Origin of the sequence: Mailhella massiliensis (genome assembly GCF_900155525.1) — a bacterium.
GTDB lineage: Bacteria > Desulfobacterota > Desulfovibrionia > Desulfovibrionales > Desulfovibrionaceae > Mailhella > Mailhella massiliensis.
The window spans coordinates 212,696-228,362 of the sequence record NZ_LT706942.1; the positions used below are offsets into that span (position 1 = coordinate 212,696).

A 15,667-nucleotide genomic window follows, 5' to 3' on the forward strand; every position below is an offset into this window, starting at 1 on the left:
CCGCCCGGGAGGAGCGTTTTTTGCGTCATGAAGAAGACGGATACGCCGTTGCCCGCGGAGCGACGGCCCCTGTCCGAGCCGGGAACAAAGCCGCCTTATTCGAGACTCCGCCTTGACTTTTTGCCTCTGTTGGGGGAAGATGAACGCTGATTCCGGTACGTTCGCCGGAAGGGCAGTCCAGACTTTCGAGGAGCACAGTATGGCAGAACTCATCACCAGCGCCCTGCACTCCACCCCTCAGGGCTTTGTGGGCGTAGGCTGCATCTTCATTTACTTTGCGGTTATGATCGCCGCCATCATCTATCGTGTCAGGCGCGGCGAACACGTTCACTGATATTTTCGCCTGATGAAAAAGGAGCCTTCTTCCCTACGGAAGAAGGCTCCTTTTTCATGGCGTTGCCGCATCCTCGTCAGATGTCGGAGACGGGTCGGCAGGGGAAAAGCCGTGTCCGCGGCATCTTCCGCAGACGCTCCCCGTGGCGGGCATCACTGCGGCGTGCAGGGGTGGCTGCGCAGGGCGAAGCGCGCCGTGCCGTCGGCCAGAATGGTATCGAATTCCTTCATGTTGTTTTCCGCCACATCGCGCAGGGCCAGCAGAAGGGGAATGGCCGTGCCCAGCCAGAACTTGCCGGAAACCATGCCGGAAGAGCTGCCTCCGTGGGCGTAGGCCTCCACGAAGGGGCGGGCGGTATTGGTCAGTTCCTCGCCGGTTTTTTCCCGGAAGAGGCGGTGGATGTCCATGACCAGTTCATGGGCGCTGTAGGGGAAGGGCGTGTCGGCAAAGGCCTTTTTCATGTCTTCCCAGAGAAAAGGATCGCCGCGCAGGCCCCAGTGGGGCGGCTGAACCTGGAACATTTCGGAAAGAAAGCGCTGTTCGGACATAAATCCTCCATACATTGTCGCTGGCGGCGTTCATATTGGCCGCAAGCGGGGGAAAAGTCAAAGAGACGGCCTGCGCGGAGAATGCGCGGAGGCGGAATGTATATGGGGCCTGACGGAGCGTTGCGCAAGGGGGGCGCGGCGTTTTTTCCCGCAGAGGCATGACCGGCGGGAGCCTGCCGTCTTTGCGGAGAGCGTCCGGCGGGGCGCGTTTTTTCTCCCGTGGCCTGTACCCTTTTTCCGCCGCGGAACCGGCGCGCTCTTCGGCGTCGTTTTTTCTGCCTGGGCCCGACATTTCACGGAGACCATGCGGTCCTGGGGACTGCGGAAAGGCCGAAGTCCTGTGATCGCCCGGGCGCGTTTTTCCCTGCGTCCCGGTCAAGGACGGTTTTCGGGCCGAAAAAAACGCCCCGTCCGGTTTCCCGGGCGGGGCGTGCATGTCAGAGCCAGGGCTTACTTGCTCTTGCAGGAGCGGTACTGCTGATAGTAGCGGGTATGCAGCAGTTCATGAGCCTTGTGGCTGTTGGGAGAGCCGAGGAACTCCTCGTACAGGGCCTTGATTTCGGGGTTGTCGTGGCTTCTGCGCACGGGCAGGTTGCGGTCGTCCCGATACAGGGCCTCGATACGGCGGCGCGGAGTTTCGGCATCGAGATTGATGGGCTGGCCGCCGCCGTTGATGCAGCCGCCGGGGCAGGCCATGATTTCGATGAAGTTCCAGCCGCGCGGGTTGCCTTCGCGGATCATGTCGCAGATCTTGCGGGCGTTGGACAGGCCGTGGGCAATGGCCACCTTGAGCTTCAGCGCGCCGTTGAAGTCCACTTCCGCCTCGCGGATGCCTTCCATGCCGCGCACGGCTTCCAGTTCCACAGGTTCCATTTCTTCGCCGGTGATCACCTTGTAGGCGGTGCGCACGGCCGCTTCCATCACGCCGCCGGTGGCGCCGAAGATGGTGCCCGCGCCGGAACCGAGGCCCATGATGGGGTCGAATTCCTCTTCGGGCAGAGCGAAGAAGTTGATGTTGGCTTCCCTGATCATCTGCGCCAGTTCCGTGGTGGTGAGCACGATGTCGGTGTCGGCGTAGCCGCTGGCCGAAAGTTCGCGGCGTCTGGCTTCGAACTTCTTGGCCGTGCAGGGCATGATGGACACGGAGACGATCTTGGAAGGATCTATGCCCTGTTTCTGGGCATAGTAGGTCTTGAGCATGGCGCCGAACATGGACTGCGGGCTCTTCGCCGTGGAGAGGTTGGACAGCAGTTCGGGGTAGTAAAGCTCGATGAAGTTGATCCAGCCGGGCGAGCAGCTGGTGATCATGGGCAGGGTGCCGCCGTTCTTCATGCGGTCGATGAGTTCATGGCCTTCTTCCAGAATGGTGAGGTCGGCCGACCAGTTGGTGTCGAACACCTTGTCGAAGCCGAGGCGGCGCAGGGCGCTGACCATCTGACCGGTGGCGATGTCGCCGGGCTTGCCGCCGAAGGGTTCGCTGATGGCCACGCGCACGGAGGGAGCCGTCTGCACCATGACGACCTTGTCGGGATCGCGCAGGGCCTGCCAGGCGCGGTCGATGTCGCTCTTGATGGTGATGGCGCCGGTGGGGCAGACCTTGCGGCACTGACCGCAGAAGGTGCACGACACTTCGCCGAGGCCGAGGTTGAAGGCCGGGGTCACGCGGGCGTTCAGGCCGCGGTAGGCGAAGGAGTAGATGCTCACGCCCTGCACTTCGGCGCACATGCGCACGCAGCGGCCGCAGAGAATGCACTTGGAAGGTTCGCGGACGATGCAGGGGTTGCTTTCGTCCTTTTCCAGAGGTTCATGGTTGTACTCGTAACGCACGCGGCGGATGCCCAGGTTGTTGGCCACGGTCTGCAGTTCGCAGTTGCCGGAGCGGGCGCAGGAAAGGCAGTCCTTGGGGTGGTTGGCGAGCAGAAGTTCCACGATGTTTTCGCGCGCTTCCAGCACTTCGGGGTCGTTGGTGAACACTTCCATGCCTTCGCTCACCTTCGTGATGCAGGCGGGCATGAAGGAACGGGCTTTGGTCACCTTGCACACGCACACGCGGCACGCGCCGTCCGGACGCAGCAGCGGGTGATGGCAGAGCGTGGGAATATTGATGCCGACAAGTTTCGCCGCTTCCAGAATGGTGGAACCTGCGGGCGCGGCCACCTTCTGGCCGTCTATCGTCAGATTAACGGTATCGCTCATGATGATTCTCCTCAGGAAGCCGGGCTTACACGCGGCTGATGGCGCCGTGCTTGCACTTGTCCATGCAGGTGCCGCACTTGATGCACTTGTTGGGATTGATCAGGTGGGGTTCGCGTACCTTGCCGGTAATGGCGTTCACCGGGCAGTTGCGGGCGCAGAGCGTGCAGCCCTTGCACTTTTCAGGATCAATCTTGTATTGCAGGAGCTTGGTGCAGGTGCCGGCGGGGCACTTCTTGTCGTGAATGTGGGCTTCGTATTCCGAACGGAAGAAGCGCAGCGTGGACAGTACGGGGTTGGGAGCCGTCTGCCCCAGGGCGCAGAGGGAGGAAGTGCGCATGGTGTGAGCCAGGCGTTCCAGTTCCTCGATGTCGCCGTCGCGGCCTTCGCCGTTGCAGATGCGCTCCAGAATTTCCAGCATGCGCTTGCTGCCTTCGCGGCAGGGCGTGCACTTGCCGCAGCTTTCGGCCTGCGTGAAGGTGAGGAAGAAGCGGGCGAGGTCCACCATGCAGGTGTCTTCGTCCACCACGACCAGACCGCCGGAACCCATCATGGCGCCAGCGGCGGTGAGGGAATCATAGTCCACGGGGTTGTCGAGCATGGAGGCGGGCAGGCAGGCGCCGGAGGGGCCGCCGATCTGCACGGCCTTGAAGGCCTTGTCGCCCTTGATGCCGGCGCAGATGTCGAAAATGATGTGGCGCATGGAAACGCCCATGGGCACTTCCACAAGGCCGGTGTTGCGCACCTTGCCGGTGACGGCGAAGATCTTCGTGCCGGAGGACTTTTCCGTACCGTCCTGGCGGAAGGCTTCCGCGCCCTTCAGGATGATGCGGGCGATGTTGGCGAAGGTTTCCACGTTGTTGAGAACCGTGGGCTTTTCCCACAGGCCCTGCTTGGCCGGGAAGGGAGGACGCACGCGGGGCATGCCGCGCTTGCCTTCGATGGAACGCATGAGAGCGGTTTCTTCGCCGCACACGAAGGCGCCCGCGCCCTGCTTGATCTTCAGATGGAAGTTGAAGCCCGAACCGAGGATGTTGTCGCCGATGAGGCCCAGAGCTTCGGCTTCGGCAAGAGCGATGCCGAGGCGCTTGATGGCCAGCGGATATTCGGCGCGCACATATACATAGCCTTCGGTTGCGCCCGTGGCCCATGCGCCGATGAGCATGCCTTCGATGACGGCGTTGGGGTCGCCTTCAAGGACGGAACGGTCCATGAACGCGCCGGGGTCGCCTTCGTCTGCGTTGCAGAGCATGTACTTGGGCTCAGCCTGTTCCGAAGCCATGAACTTCCACTTGAGGCCCGTGGGGAAGCCCGCGCCGCCGCGGCCGCGCAGACCGGAGTTGTACACTTCCTCAAGGGTGGCTTCGCGGCCCATGGTGAGGGCCTTGGCTATGCCCTGATAGCCGCCGCTTGCGATGTATTCGAAAATGTTTTCCGGGTCGATGCGGCCGCAGTTGTGCAGTACCAGGCGCTTCTGGAGGTTGTAGAAGAGCATGTCGCGGTAGCTGTGGCGGGGCGTTTTGCCGGTACGGCCCTGGTAGTGCAGGCGTTCCACCGTCTTGCCTTCCAGCACGGTGGTCTTGATGAGCTCGTCGGCATCTTCGGGCTGAACGCGGACATAGAAGATGCCGCCGGGGTAGAAAATGACCAGCGGGCCGAGTTCGCAGAAGCCGTGGCAGCCGGTGACCACGATGCTCACGCGGTCGTGCAGGCCGTTGTCGTCGATGGCCTTCTGCAGGGCGTCGCGCACGTTCATGCTGCCCGAAGAGGAACAGCCGGTGCCGCCGCAGATCAGAATCTGGTATTTTTCCTCGTGTTCCTTGCGTTCGTAGTGACGCAGGTCGAGCAGGGGCCGGGCCTGCTCGTGCAGCCGGGCAAGGTCGTCAATGGAGTTGAGACGTTTGAGTTCAAGCATATCGTCCTCTCTTTTAGGCCAGGTAGCTGTCGAGGATACCGGGAATGTCGTCGGGGGTCAGGCGGCCGTGGGTGTTGTCGTTGACCATCATGACGGGGGCAAGACCGCAGGCACCGAGGCAGGCCACGGTTTCCAGCGTGAAGTTGAGGTCCTTGGTGGTTTCGCCGGGCTTGATGTCGAGGTGGTGGCTCACCGCTTCCAGAATGGAAGCGCCGCCGCGGACATGGCAGGCGGTTCCCTGGCACACGCGGACGATGTTCCTGCCGCGGGGATTGAGGTGGAACTGGGCATAGAAGGTGACCACGCCGAACACTTCAGCAACGGGAATGCGAAGTTCGGAAGCGATGCATTCAAGCACTTCCTGCGGCAGGTAACCGTAGACATCCTGCGCCTGCTGCAGAACGGGGATGAGAGCCCCCTTCGAGTTCTGCCTGTAGGGTTTCAGAATGTCCATGAGCGGAGCAAGGTCAATGGGGTTGGCCGTGCAGTTGCAAGACATGTTGGTATCCTCCTGGTACGATCCTGAATCCGGCGAGTCTTCCCAACAACGCCGGAGCTATGCAAAAGTTTCCCTTTTCGGGGGAATGCCCGGGTGCGGAAAAGCTTTCTGCCGCACGGTATGGCGCGCGGCGCTTTTTCCGCCGTTTTCGTGATGCTCCTTCGAAGAGACGGCACGGCGGCCCCTGGGCGAAGGGACCGTTTTCGGGCTACCGGGCCAGGCCTGCGGCTCTGAGCCCGGCGTCTTCCTCCTTCCATGCTTCGGCAAGGAATGCTTTCGCTTCCTGCCGATTCATGAGAACGGGGGCGACGGAAAAGTGTTCCAGGGTCTTTCTGAACGATGCGCTTGCGGCGGCTTTGGCAAAGGCCGCTTCCAGGCGGTTCAGCGTTTCCTCAGACACGTTTTTCGGGGCCAGCAGAAAGAAGGAGGCGTCACCCCGGCCCGGATCGGCGAAGCCTCCGTCGGCAAGACAGGGCACCTGTGGCAGAGCATCCAGTCTCGTTCCGGCAAGAATCATAAGAGGGGAAAGCTGTCCCTGACTGATGCGGGGCAGGGCTCCGCTCGCGGCGGCGTCCACATGGCCTCCCAGAAGAGCCGTTTCGGCTTCTCCCGGACCGCCGAAAGGAATGAAGCGCCATACGAGCTCCGGGTCCTTTCCGGCCATCATGGCGAGCGCCGTATGCGAGGGCGTACCCAGACCGGGAACGCCGATGCGCATGCTTCCTCCGCTTTTCTTCGTTGCTTCAAGGAAGGATTCCCAGTCCTTCCAGGGGGCGTCGGGCCGTGTGACCAGCACGGGCGAAGCCTGCCCGAAGACGATGACGGGCTCCACGTCCAGAAGAGGATCGTAGGGTACGTCGTTTTTGCGGGGGAGGAAGAGAAGCGCGTTGCCCGCGCATGCGGCAAGGCGCGTGCCGTCCGCTTTGTCTGCGGCAAGCTGCGCCACGGCCGTCATGCCCGCACCGCTCGGCATGTTCTGGACGACGATGTCGACGCCCAGTTCCTTTTCCGCCTCGCGGGCCAGCGCCCGGGCCGCGCCGTCAAGCGCTCCCCCCGGACTGAAGGCTACGGTGAGCCGTACGCTTCCCTTTGCTGCAAGAGCCTGAGGCGCGAACGTCGCGGCAGGCAGAGCACAGAAAAGAAGCCATGCCGCAATACGGAAAAAGTGTAACATACGCCATTTCATGATGAGTATCTCTACAGGGAAAAAGGAAATGAGCAAGCATAAAAAAAATTTTCACATAAGTGATTTTGAAATGTTATCGTAACATACCATATTCATGTGATTTTTACAAGACGGTGTTCATTGAGTGTTCAATCAGTTTTGCGAAGGAGTGCCGGAATTGTGGCATGGTGCGGCCGAAGCTACCACCAGGAGAGCAGGGTCTGCAGAAGGTGCGTTTCCAGGGCGGGGCCGAGCACGAAGGCCAGCACGAGGGGCGCGGGGGAGCAGCCGTGCCTTCTGAGAAAAACGGCCAGCAGACCGAAGGCGAGGCACTGCACGGGGCCGGAAATGCCGTCCGCCCCCACATAGGAGCCGATGAGGCAGAGCATGAGGATGACGGGCCAGAGAAGGCGGAAGGGAAGGCGGGCAAGGCGCGCCCAGAACCCGGCAAGCCCCAGGCCGAGGACAAGAAGGAGCACGTTGCCCATGAGCAGGCAGAAAATGAAGCCCCAGTAGAAGTCGGGCTGATTCTGCGGAAGCGAGGGGCCCGGCACGACGCCCACCACGGTGAGCGCGCCGAGCAGGGCCGCCGTGATGGGGTTGGTGGGAAGCCCCAGCAGAAGAAGCGGAGCGAAGGAGGCCATGGCCGCGGCGTTGTTGGAGGCCTCCGGCCCGGCAAGGCCTTCCCATGCGCCCTTGCCGAAGTCTTCGGGACTGCGGCTTATGCGTTTTTCCAGTGCATGAGAGGCAAAGCTTGCGGTCACGCCTGCGCCGCAGGGAATGAGGCCTGTGGCAAAACCTATGAGACAGCCGCGCAGGGCGGCTTTTGCCGCCCGGAGGCGGCGCAGCGGCGGCGCAGAGGAGACGCTTTTTTCCCCGGAGGTTCCGCGGGGCTGAAGAAGCGCGTCCATGAGATCGCCCAGGCCGAAGATGCCGAGCAGCAGAGAAGTGAGCTGCACGCCGTCGGAAAGTCTCCAGGAACCGAAGGTGAGGCGGGGCATGCCGTAGACGGGGTCCATGCCGGGCAGGGCGAGCACGAAGCCGAGAAAGATCATGCAGGTGTTGCGCCTTGCTCCGCCGGGACTGGTGAACGCCACAAGCACAAGCGCGCATGCCATGACGGCGGCACGACCCGAGGGGCCGAAGAACAGCGCAGCCTGCGAGAGTGCGGGCGCAAGCAGTATCATGCCGAATACGGAGAGCGTTCCCCCCGTGAAGGAGGCGAGCGTGGCTGCGGCAAGGGCCTCTTTCGCCTTTCCGGCAAGCGCCAGGGGCCTGCCTTCAAACAGCGTGGCCACGGCATCCGCCTCGCCGGGAATACCCATGAGAATGGAGGTGACCGCTCCCCCGTACTTTGCGCCGTAGAAGATGCCCGCCAGTAGAGAAATGCCGGGCAGAGGCTCGAGCGTATAGACAAGAGGAAAGAGCAGGGCCATGGCTGCGGGCGGGCCGAACCCCGGCAGAACGCCTACCGTCATGCCGCAGAACACACCGGCAAGTACCAGCAGCCAGAGAGCGGGCGCGGAGAAGATGGCCGAGATTCCGGCCCATACGCCGGAATAAAGGGAGGGATCGGCGAAGAGGGTATCCATGCATCAGGCTCCGGCGAAAAAAGGAAAAAAAAGACCTTCGGGCAGGGGCCATTGCAGAAGGCGCACCATGCCTGCGTAGAGCAGCAGGCAGAGCAGGGCGGGAATGAGCAGGCTTTCCTTCCAGCTGCAGCCCGCCTTTCTGCATGCGAAGATTCCGGCAAGAAACGTGGCCGCGGCCCAGCCTGCGGGAAGAAGCAGCGCTGTCCAGAGCAGAGCGGAAAGGACGAGGCCGAGAAGAGGGCGCAGGCCGCGCCTTTTTTCCTCCTTCCTTTCTGAAGCGGCCGGGGTGAGCATGGCGCAGGCAAGAAGCCCTGCGCCCGTGACGCGGCTCCAGAGCCCGGGGCCGGGCAGTCCCTCGGAAAAGGCGGGAGGAGAGGCGAGCAGCGCAATAACTCCGGCGGAAAACAGGAGGATGCGGAGGGCGCGGCGGCGGAGAAGAACGGAGAACGGGATCATGGAAAGTGTGCTTGCAAAAGGGGAAAAGCGGGCGTTTTTTCGAAAACGCAGTATAGAAGAGAAGAAAAAGATGGGCAACGGCGGGGAAAGGCGGCTTTTGGGGCGAGTTTTCCTTGACAGCTGCGGCATATTCGGGGAAGGTGTCTCGATAGTTTTTTTGGAGGAACCATGCCTAAAGAAGACGCCATAGAAGTGGACGGCATCGTGGAAGAAGCTCTTCCCAATGCCATGTTCCGCGTGAAGCTGGAAAACGGCCACGAAGTGCTTTCCCATATTTCCGGAAAGATGCGCAAGTTTTATATCCGCATTCTGCCCGGCGACCGCGTGAAGGTCGAGCTTTCGCCCTACGATCTCACCCGCGGCCGTATCACCTACCGTATGAAGTAGGATGTCCGCTTGCGCCTCCCCCTCGCCGGAGGGGAGTCTCCCCGAGCGGGCTTCCTGCCCGGGCGGCGCGAGGCGGCGAAAGCCTGTACGGCTTCCCGCCGCCGACGCTTCACAGATGCTGCTGATCCGTATCGCTCCCGGTGATACGGGTCTTTTTCGTTATCTTCTGGAAGGCGGGGGCGGGCATCTTGCCATGCTTACGGTGCTCGATCCGAAAAGGGCGCTGTTCAAGCTGCTGTTTTCCCCGCATCAGCGGGAGGAGCTTCTCGAGCTTCTGGCGGGCATGAGGCGGACCGTACCCTTTGAGATTTTCGATCATCCGTGCTCTCCGGGGCGGAGAGCCGGAAACGGAGCGTTTGAGGGGAAAAGAACATGATTGTCGCCGGAATCGTTGCCGTCGTCGCGCTGGCTCTGGTGCTGGCGCTCATTCTTCTGCACAACGCCATGGTGCGCGGCCGCAACCTTGCCGAAGAGGCGTGGAGCGGCATCAATGTGCAGCTTCGGCGCAGGCACGATCTCGTGCCTCTGCTCGTCAGCGCGGTGCAGGGCTACGCTCTGCATGAAAAGGATGTGCTTTCCGCCGTATCGGCGGCAAGGCAGGCGGGCATGAAGGCCGCCGGAGGCGACATTCACACCGTGGGCGAGGCGGAAAAGGGGCTTTCCCTTGCGCTCGGTCGCCTGATGGCTGTGGCGGAAGCCTATCCCGAGCTCAAGGCGGGGGAAAACTTTCTTCAGCTTCAGAAGTCCCTTGCCGAGCTGGAAAACGATATTCAGATGGCGCGCCGCTACTATAACGGTACCGTGCGCGACCAGAACAACCGCATCATGCAGTTTCCCGGAAACCTTGTGGCCGCAAGGTTCGGCTTTGAACCCATGGAGTACTTCGAGCTTTCCGCCGAGGAGGAAGCTGCGCTGCCCGGGGGCTATCCCGTCCGGTAGGGCCGGGGCCTCAGGTCATGCGATGGGGAGAAAGGGCGGAACGGTGTCTGACGGATGCGCCGGGCGCATCTGCCTGCGTTCCGTCGCCGTCCGGCAGGAAAAAGAAAGATCAGGGAGGAAGCGGGGCTTCCTCCTTTTTTTTGTCCCCTCGGGGACGGAAAAGCCGGGCCGGGCTGCCTTGACGCTCCTGCCGCCCCGGCTCATGATGACGGAATCAGGAGGTGGGCCGGTGAAGCGATGGTTCCTTGCACTGATATTGTGTCTTCTTGCCGCGACGGAATGCCTTGCCTCGGCCGTGCAGGTGCGTCGTTTCGACGTCGTCATCGACGTGGCCGGCAACGGCGACATCGTGGTTGAGGAAACGCTCGACGTGGATATTCCCGAATCGGGGCGGTTTCACGGCATATTCCGCGATATTCCCGTGGTGACGCTCCGGCACGGACAGGGCCGCGCCTCCATGGAGGTGCTTGCCGTGCGTCTGGACGGACGGCCGCTTCCCGCCGATGATGTGAGCCGTTCCCCTTCTTCCGTGCGCGTCTATCAGCGCGACAGGGAGAGGCTTCTCGAACCCGGAAGGCATGAATTTTTTCTTTCCTACCGCATGACCGGGCAGACCGCTTTTTTTGAAGCCAACGATGAACTTACCTGGAACGTGACGGGCTCCTCCTGGGAAAGGCCCATAGACGGGGCTTCCTGCACCGTGCGCTGCCCTGCGGGCGCGCCTTTTTTCGGGCAGCGTGCGTGGCTGGGCAGGCCGGGCAGCAGGGAATCTTCCGTAACGATGCGTCATGCGGTGGAGAACGGCCGCCTTGTCATGCGTTTTACCGCGCAGCGTTCCGTGAAGCCCGGCGAAGACTTCACCGTGGCGGCGGGCTGGGGCAAGGGCTTCATTGTGCCGGAAAAGGCAGCGGGTTCTCTGCCGGGCGCGCTGCTTTTCGGCATTCTGGACGCGGCGCTTCTGCTTTACTTTTTCCTTGTGTGGTTCTTTACCGGGCGCGATCCGAAGAAAGGCGTCGTCGTTCCGCGTTTTCATCCCCCCCATATACGCAGAGGTACGGACGGGAGAAAAGGAGCCCTGCAGATTCTTTCTCCCGCGGCAACGGCCTTTCTTTACCATAAAACCGAGGTGACGCCGGGCTGCTTCGGCGCGGCGGTGCTTTCCCTTGTCATGCAGGGCTGCTGCAGCCTGGAAGGCGGCAAGGACGGATTCGTGCTGAAGCGCGGCGAGGGGCTTTCCCCCCATGCGGAGGAGAACCGCATTCTGGAGCTTCTTGAAGGGGAACTGCCCGTAGACCGGGAACACGGCGAACGGCTTGCCGCCATGCGTCGGGCCATGGGAAAGCAGCTCCGCAGCGATTACGGAAAGTTGTGGAAAGGCGCCGGGGGAGGGCTGACGGGACTGTTCGGCTCGGTGTGGATGTTCATCGGCATGGCGGCCACGCTGCTCGCCCTTGCTGCCGTTACCGGCTACCTGACGGGCGGCGTTCTTCCCGAAGGTACTCCGGGCGTGATTGTGCCCGTGCTCTTTCTTTTCTTCCTTTTCCGGCGATTCCTCCCTGTTTCGGCGTCGCTTCGGCGTTCGGGCCGATGGGGGCCTTTTGTCGTCTCGCTGCTTTTTCAGGCGTGCGCCTTTGCCTTCATGGGCTTTTTCATCTTCACGATCTGCCGGGACACGTTCGAGATGTTCACTCCCGCAGAAACCGGGCTTGCCTTTTTCGCGCTGTTCATTCCGCTGTTTTTCTCCTGCATCATGGATGCTCCCACTCAGGAGGCCCGTGCCGTGCTCGACGAGATAGAGGGGCTTGCCCTCTACATGCGCATGGCGGAGGTCCCCGTCATGAATGCGCAGCCCGTGCCCGGGCGTACGCCGCAGCATTACCACGAGCTTCTTCCCTATGCCGTGGCCCTCGGGCTGGAACAGGCCTGGGGCGCGCATTTTTCCGCCGGGCTTTTCACCGCCTCTTCGGCGGGCGGAGAGGTGATGACGCCCGAACGTGCGGGGGCGTTTTCTTCCTGCGCGGAAAGAAGCGCATCTTCCGCCGGTTCCGGGGAATCTTCCTCCTCCTCGGCGAGTTCCTTCGGCGACGGCGGCGGGGGTGCGGGCAGCGGCGGCGGTGGCGGTGGCGGCGGCGGATGCTGAGCGCCGGAACAGGGGGAAAGGCGTTTGCACATCCTATCTTTTTAGCATAGGGTAGCCGTGGAGAGAGGCGGGAAAATTTCCTTTTCCTGCCGGAATTACCTGTTTTCCCGCAAGCGTCTTCCCTTTCGGAGGTGTTTTCATGAAAGCCCGCATGATGTTCGCAGGACTGGCCGCGGCCCTGATGCTCACCGGCTGTTCCAGCATGCCTTCCATCAGCAATCCCTTTGAACAGCCCAGCATCACGGATACCTATATTTCCCAGTTCCGCGACGTGCCCATTCCCGCTCCCATGAGTGCCATTCCCTCCGAAACGCTGGTGACCGTGGCTCCGGACGGGAGCAAGTTCGGCCTGGAATCCTTCAACGGCCGTGTGGACGGTACCTCGCTCGCCAACGTGATGATGCAGAACATGGCCCGCCAGGGCTGGCAGCTTCGCGGCTCCAGCGTGGGCGTGCGTTCGGTGCAGCTTTACGAGAAGTCTCCCCACTATGCAGCCATCTTCTACCGTGAGGGCGTGGTGAACACCTCCATGGACGTGTGGGTGGTCAACGGCGTGAATGTGGATATTCTGAACCTCGTGCCCGAACTGCATAACGGCGGAGCCTCTTCCTCCTATTCGGGTTCCTCCTATTCCGGCTCCGGCTTCTCCGGCGCCCCGGCTTCCTCCTACACCGACGTGTCTTCCGGTCAGGTAACGAAGCTGTCCAACTGATTCATGCCGGAAGACGCCCGGACCGGAGAAGGGAGTTTTCCCCGGATTCCGGGCGCGGCATGAGTGTGAGAGCGCGTGGAAACGCCCGGGCCTGCGCGCCCGGGCGATGTTTTCCGCTCCGGTGCGTCCTGCCGGAAGGGGCGGAAGGAAATTTCCGGCGCGGCTTTTGCGCGGGCGCGCTTTTTTCCATTTATTCTGGGGGTGCGGCATGGAAAAGCATCTGCTGTTCAAGCGTTTTGCGGACAAGAGGATTCACCTTGGCGTATGCGGTTCCGTGGCCGCCTTCCGCGCGGCCGAACTCGTGCATCGCTGGCAGGATACCGGGGCGGGCGTGAGCGCCACGCTCACGGCTGCCGCGCGCAGGTTCATCACTCCGCTCACCTTCGAAGCTCTCGGGGCCTCTCCTGTCTATGGGGATATGTTCAGCGGCGAAGCTCCCTTCGAGCATCTGGAACCCGGACAGATAGCGCACGCCATGGTCATCGCTCCCGCTACGGCGGACATGCTGGCGCGCCTTGCCCAGGGCCGGGCGGACGACATGCTTTCCGCCCAGGCGCTGGCCTTCGACGGACCCGTGGTGCTGGCGCCGGCCATGAATCCGCGCATGTGGCGCAACCCCGCCACGCAGGCCAATGTGGACGTTCTGCGGGAAAGGGGCTTTCTTTTCGTAGGACCGGACAGCGGCGTGGTCGCCTGTCACGACGAGGGGCAGGGCAGACTTGCCGATCTGCGCATGATCTATCTTGCCGGGCTCAAGGCCCTTACGCCTCAGGACATGGAGGGCAGATCCGTCATGATCACCCTCGGACCCACCCGCGAGGCTTGGGACGACGTGCGCTTCTGGACCAACGCCTCCACGGGCGTGATGGGCGCGTCCATTGCCGTGGCGGCGTGGCTGCGCGGCGCGGAAGTTCATGCGGTGTGCGGTCCTGTGGATGTGTGGATGCCCGAGGATGCCGCCTTCCACAGGCACGATGTGACAAGCGCCCGTCAGATGCTGGAAAAGTCCCGCGAATTGTGGAAAAGCGCGGATGTGGGCGTGTTCACCGCCGCCGTTGCCGATTTCAGCCCCGAACCGCACGGGCCGGGCAAGTTCAAGAAGGACAGGGCTGCGGACGGCTTCAGCCTGAATTTCCTGCCCAATGCCGACATCCTGCGTACTCTGGCGGAAGAGCGTTCCGAAGGGCAGGTCATTGTGGGCTTTGCGGCGGAAAGCGCGCCCGACATGGACGCCCTCGGCCTTGCCGTGCATCACAAGCTTGCGAGCAAGGGGGCGGACATGATTGTGGGCAACCGTATTTCCGACGGCTTCGGCCGTGCGGCCAACCGCGTCTATGTGGCCGATGCCCAGGGCCGCGACGAGGTCTGGCCCGACATGCCCAAGCCGCAGGTGGCCTGGAAGATCATCGACTGGGTCCGTTCCCTGTCCGTATGACGAGCCGTTCCGTCATAGTTCGCCCGTGGCTGAAGGCCGGGCTCGGCACCCTGCTTCTGGAAAGTGAGGAGCGGGTTCTTGCGCTGCGTCAGAAGCCGGGAGAGGCTTCCGCGGCGTCGGCTGCACCCGCCGTCGAAAAGAAGCCGGCCGCGCTCCGGCCCCGGAACGGCGCTTCCTTTGCCGCTCCGCCCTTCCGGGAAACGACGGAGGCTGCCTTGGCGGAAAAGCGCATGGCGCCGCAGCAGAGGCCCGCTTCCGCAGGCCCCGGCCCTGCCGTGGAAAGCGCCGCCTCCGTCAGGCCCGTGAAAACGGCTTCCTCTTCCGATCTGCTCGTCACGCCAGGGGCTCTGCCGGTGGAAAGCTGGCCTGAAACCTGGCTTGCGCTGAAGAACCGCCGTCCCCTGCCGCCGAGTCCTCTGGTGTTGTGGACATATTTCGGCCTCGGCGAGGATCTGACCGGAGTTCCCGACGAGACGCGGAAAAAAGTTATCGTGCGTATGCTCATGGAGCTGAGGCACCCCGGCGGTACGCATGTGTTCTGGCCCTGCAATCTCCCCGGGGAGGAAAACGGCGCGGCGCTGTTCTGGTCCGGCGTGAAGCTGCTGAACCCCAGAGTGCTTTTGCTTTTCGGCTCCGATGCCCGCGACGTTCTCGCCATGCCCAAAACGCTTTTCCCCTTCTGCGAGGAGCGCGTGCACGGCAGACTGGTGGTGCAGATGCCGCGCCCGCAGGCTCTTGCTGACGATGAACCTTCCTTCCGGCGCGTGCTGGTGTTTTTGTCGCGCAGGCTCGGCTTCTGCGCAAAGCGCAGGGGATAGTTTACCCCGCCGCATGGTCACGAAGCCACGGCAGCGGATGCTTCCGTAAAAAAGAGCGGTTCTCATGGAACCGCTCTTTTTTTGCATGTTCTGCCGAAGCTTGTCGTACCGTTCCGCATCTAGGCAAGATGCGCGGGCTTCCGCCGGGGGAAGGGGGGAAAACGGGAGGCTCTTGGATTCCGGGAAGTGCTTTTCCGTCTGAGGATACGGGGTATCCGGCAGAAGAGATGAAAATCTCTGCCTCTGTTCTTCGTGCAGGGAAGGGGGCGAAGTGCGTTTTTCCGGGGAATGCCCGGCTCTGCGCTACTCTTTTTTCTTGTCCCTCATTCTTTTTTCCTGAAGCCTTGCGGAAGTGAGCCCGGCAAGCAGCCCCATGGTGGACCCGAACACGATGCCTTCCGCCGTGTTCACGAAGCCGAGAAGAACGGCGAATATGCCGACGGAGCTGCCGATAAGGAAACCTCGAAGAATAAACGGACTCATACAGAACCTCATGGACGCGCGTTTCATCGTCGTATTAAAAAGGGAGGGATT

Annotated in this window: 17 protein-coding genes; 9 read left to right on the forward strand and 8 right to left on the reverse strand. The window is 62.3% G+C overall.

The window, feature by feature from the left end:
• Positions 1-199: 199 nt before the first annotated feature.
• Entirely contained in the window at positions 200-334 is a 135-nt protein-coding gene (locus CZ345_RS17530; protein ID WP_273525471.1) for a hypothetical protein, read from the forward strand.
• Positions 335-486: 152 nt separating this feature from the next.
• On the opposite strand, the gene CZ345_RS03400 is transcribed toward CZ345_RS17530, so the two are convergent.
• The 7 genes from CZ345_RS03400 to CZ345_RS16990 form a co-directional block, all read right to left on the reverse strand.
• Positions 487-882: a hypothetical protein gene (locus CZ345_RS03400; RefSeq protein WP_077071789.1), complete on the reverse strand. Its 396-nt coding sequence runs from the start codon at positions 880-882 to the stop codon at positions 487-489.
• A gap of 450 nt (positions 883-1,332) precedes the next feature.
• The gene (locus tag CZ345_RS03405) at positions 1,333-3,078 is read right to left on the reverse strand and encodes an NADH-dependent [FeFe] hydrogenase, group A6 (protein WP_077071790.1); all 1,746 of its coding nucleotides are present in this window, start codon (positions 3,076-3,078) and stop codon (positions 1,333-1,335) included.
• A gap of 25 nt (positions 3,079-3,103) precedes the next feature.
• Positions 3,104-4,990: an NADH-quinone oxidoreductase subunit NuoF gene (gene nuoF / locus CZ345_RS03410; RefSeq protein ID WP_083717100.1), complete on the reverse strand. Its 1,887-nt coding sequence runs from the start codon at positions 4,988-4,990 to the stop codon at positions 3,104-3,106.
• 13 nt (positions 4,991-5,003) lie between these two features.
• The gene (gene nuoE, locus CZ345_RS03415; RefSeq protein ID WP_077071791.1) at positions 5,004-5,489 is read right to left on the reverse strand and encodes an NADH-quinone oxidoreductase subunit NuoE; all 486 of its coding nucleotides are present in this window, start codon (positions 5,487-5,489) and stop codon (positions 5,004-5,006) included.
• Between the two features lie 208 nt (positions 5,490-5,697).
• On the reverse strand, positions 5,698-6,663 hold the full coding sequence (locus CZ345_RS03420) for a tripartite tricarboxylate transporter substrate binding protein (protein WP_077071792.1): 966 nt from the start codon (positions 6,661-6,663) through the stop codon (positions 5,698-5,700).
• A 191-nt stretch (positions 6,664-6,854) separates the two neighbouring features.
• Positions 6,855-8,246, reverse strand: coding sequence for a tripartite tricarboxylate transporter permease (locus CZ345_RS03425; RefSeq protein ID WP_077071793.1), 1,392 nt, complete (start codon positions 8,244-8,246; stop codon positions 6,855-6,857).
• A gap of 3 nt (positions 8,247-8,249) precedes the next feature.
• On the reverse strand, positions 8,250-8,702 hold the full coding sequence (locus tag CZ345_RS16990) for a tripartite tricarboxylate transporter TctB family protein (RefSeq protein ID WP_162274920.1): 453 nt from the start codon (positions 8,700-8,702) through the stop codon (positions 8,250-8,252).
• Here CZ345_RS16990 and CZ345_RS16995 point away from each other — a divergent pair.
• From CZ345_RS16995 to CZ345_RS03465, 8 genes are all read left to right on the forward strand, one after another.
• Positions 8,701-8,892, forward strand: a complete 192-nt coding sequence (locus tag CZ345_RS16995; RefSeq protein WP_162274921.1) for a hypothetical protein — start codon at positions 8,701-8,703, stop codon at positions 8,890-8,892. The two genes, CZ345_RS16990 and CZ345_RS16995, sit on opposite strands and share 2 nt — an antisense overlap.
• Complete coding sequence (gene infA / locus CZ345_RS03435; protein WP_077071795.1) at positions 8,871-9,089, forward strand: translation initiation factor IF-1; 219 nt, start codon at positions 8,871-8,873, stop codon at positions 9,087-9,089. Before CZ345_RS16995 ends, infA begins: the two co-directional genes overlap by 22 nt.
• Before the next feature lie 115 nt (positions 9,090-9,204).
• Entirely contained in the window at positions 9,205-9,465 is a 261-nt protein-coding gene (locus CZ345_RS17665) for a DUF4911 domain-containing protein (protein WP_077071796.1), read from the forward strand.
• Positions 9,462-10,028 carry a LemA family protein gene (locus CZ345_RS03445; RefSeq protein WP_077071797.1) on the forward strand — a complete coding sequence of 189 codons (567 nt, stop codon included), beginning with the start codon at positions 9,462-9,464 and terminating at the stop codon, positions 10,026-10,028. Before CZ345_RS17665 ends, CZ345_RS03445 begins: the two co-directional genes overlap by 4 nt.
• 229 nt (positions 10,029-10,257) lie before the next feature.
• The gene (locus CZ345_RS03450) at positions 10,258-12,168 is read left to right on the forward strand and encodes a DUF2207 domain-containing protein (protein ID WP_162274922.1); all 1,911 of its coding nucleotides are present in this window, start codon (positions 10,258-10,260) and stop codon (positions 12,166-12,168) included.
• A 139-nt stretch (positions 12,169-12,307) separates the two neighbouring features.
• On the forward strand, positions 12,308-12,880 hold the full coding sequence (locus CZ345_RS03455; RefSeq protein ID WP_077071799.1) for a hypothetical protein: 573 nt from the start codon (positions 12,308-12,310) through the stop codon (positions 12,878-12,880).
• A gap of 208 nt (positions 12,881-13,088) precedes the next feature.
• Complete coding sequence (coaBC, locus tag CZ345_RS03460; protein WP_077071837.1) at positions 13,089-14,315, forward strand: bifunctional phosphopantothenoylcysteine decarboxylase/phosphopantothenate--cysteine ligase CoaBC; 1,227 nt, start codon at positions 13,089-13,091, stop codon at positions 14,313-14,315.
• A 215-nt stretch (positions 14,316-14,530) separates the two neighbouring features.
• Positions 14,531-15,133, forward strand: a complete 603-nt coding sequence (locus tag CZ345_RS03465; protein ID WP_144277226.1) for a hypothetical protein — start codon at positions 14,531-14,533, stop codon at positions 15,131-15,133.
• A gap of 303 nt (positions 15,134-15,436) precedes the next feature.
• Here the strand turns inward: CZ345_RS03465 and CZ345_RS03470 are convergent, their stop codons facing one another.
• Positions 15,437-15,616: a hypothetical protein gene (locus CZ345_RS03470; RefSeq protein ID WP_144277227.1), complete on the reverse strand. Its 180-nt coding sequence runs from the start codon at positions 15,614-15,616 to the stop codon at positions 15,437-15,439.
• Positions 15,617-15,667 lie beyond the last annotated feature (51 nt).

Excerpts from the sequence above, each read along its gene's own strand:
- CZ345_RS17530 (WP_273525471.1), top strand. The coding sequence starts at position 200 with ATGGCAGAACTCATCACCAGCGCCCTGCACTCCACCCCTCAGGGCTTT.
- CZ345_RS03400 (WP_077071789.1), bottom strand. The coding sequence starts at position 882 with ATGTCCGAACAGCGCTTTCTTTCCGAAATGTTCCAGGTTCAGCCGCCC.
- CZ345_RS03405 (WP_077071790.1), bottom strand. The coding sequence starts at position 3,078 with ATGAGCGATACCGTTAATCTGACGATAGACGGCCAGAAGGTGGCCGCG.
- nuoF (WP_083717100.1), bottom strand. The coding sequence starts at position 4,990 with ATGCTTGAACTCAAACGTCTCAACTCCATTGACGACCTTGCCCGGCTG.
- nuoE (WP_077071791.1), bottom strand. The coding sequence starts at position 5,489 with ATGTCTTGCAACTGCACGGCCAACCCCATTGACCTTGCTCCGCTCATG.
- CZ345_RS03420 (WP_077071792.1), bottom strand. The coding sequence starts at position 6,663 with ATGTTACACTTTTTCCGTATTGCGGCATGGCTTCTTTTCTGTGCTCTG.
- CZ345_RS03425 (WP_077071793.1), bottom strand. The coding sequence starts at position 8,246 with ATGGATACCCTCTTCGCCGATCCCTCCCTTTATTCCGGCGTATGGGCC.
- CZ345_RS16995 (WP_162274921.1), top strand. The coding sequence starts at position 8,701 with ATGGAAAGTGTGCTTGCAAAAGGGGAAAAGCGGGCGTTTTTTCGAAAA.
- CZ345_RS16990 (WP_162274920.1), bottom strand. The coding sequence starts at position 8,702 with ATGATCCCGTTCTCCGTTCTTCTCCGCCGCCGCGCCCTCCGCATCCTC.
- infA (WP_077071795.1), top strand. The coding sequence starts at position 8,871 with ATGCCTAAAGAAGACGCCATAGAAGTGGACGGCATCGTGGAAGAAGCT.
- CZ345_RS17665 (WP_077071796.1), top strand. The coding sequence starts at position 9,205 with ATGCTGCTGATCCGTATCGCTCCCGGTGATACGGGTCTTTTTCGTTAT.
- CZ345_RS03445 (WP_077071797.1), top strand. The coding sequence starts at position 9,462 with ATGATTGTCGCCGGAATCGTTGCCGTCGTCGCGCTGGCTCTGGTGCTG.
- CZ345_RS03455 (WP_077071799.1), top strand. The coding sequence starts at position 12,308 with ATGAAAGCCCGCATGATGTTCGCAGGACTGGCCGCGGCCCTGATGCTC.
- coaBC (WP_077071837.1), top strand. The coding sequence starts at position 13,089 with ATGGAAAAGCATCTGCTGTTCAAGCGTTTTGCGGACAAGAGGATTCAC.
- CZ345_RS03470 (WP_144277227.1), bottom strand. The coding sequence starts at position 15,616 with ATGAGTCCGTTTATTCTTCGAGGTTTCCTTATCGGCAGCTCCGTCGGC.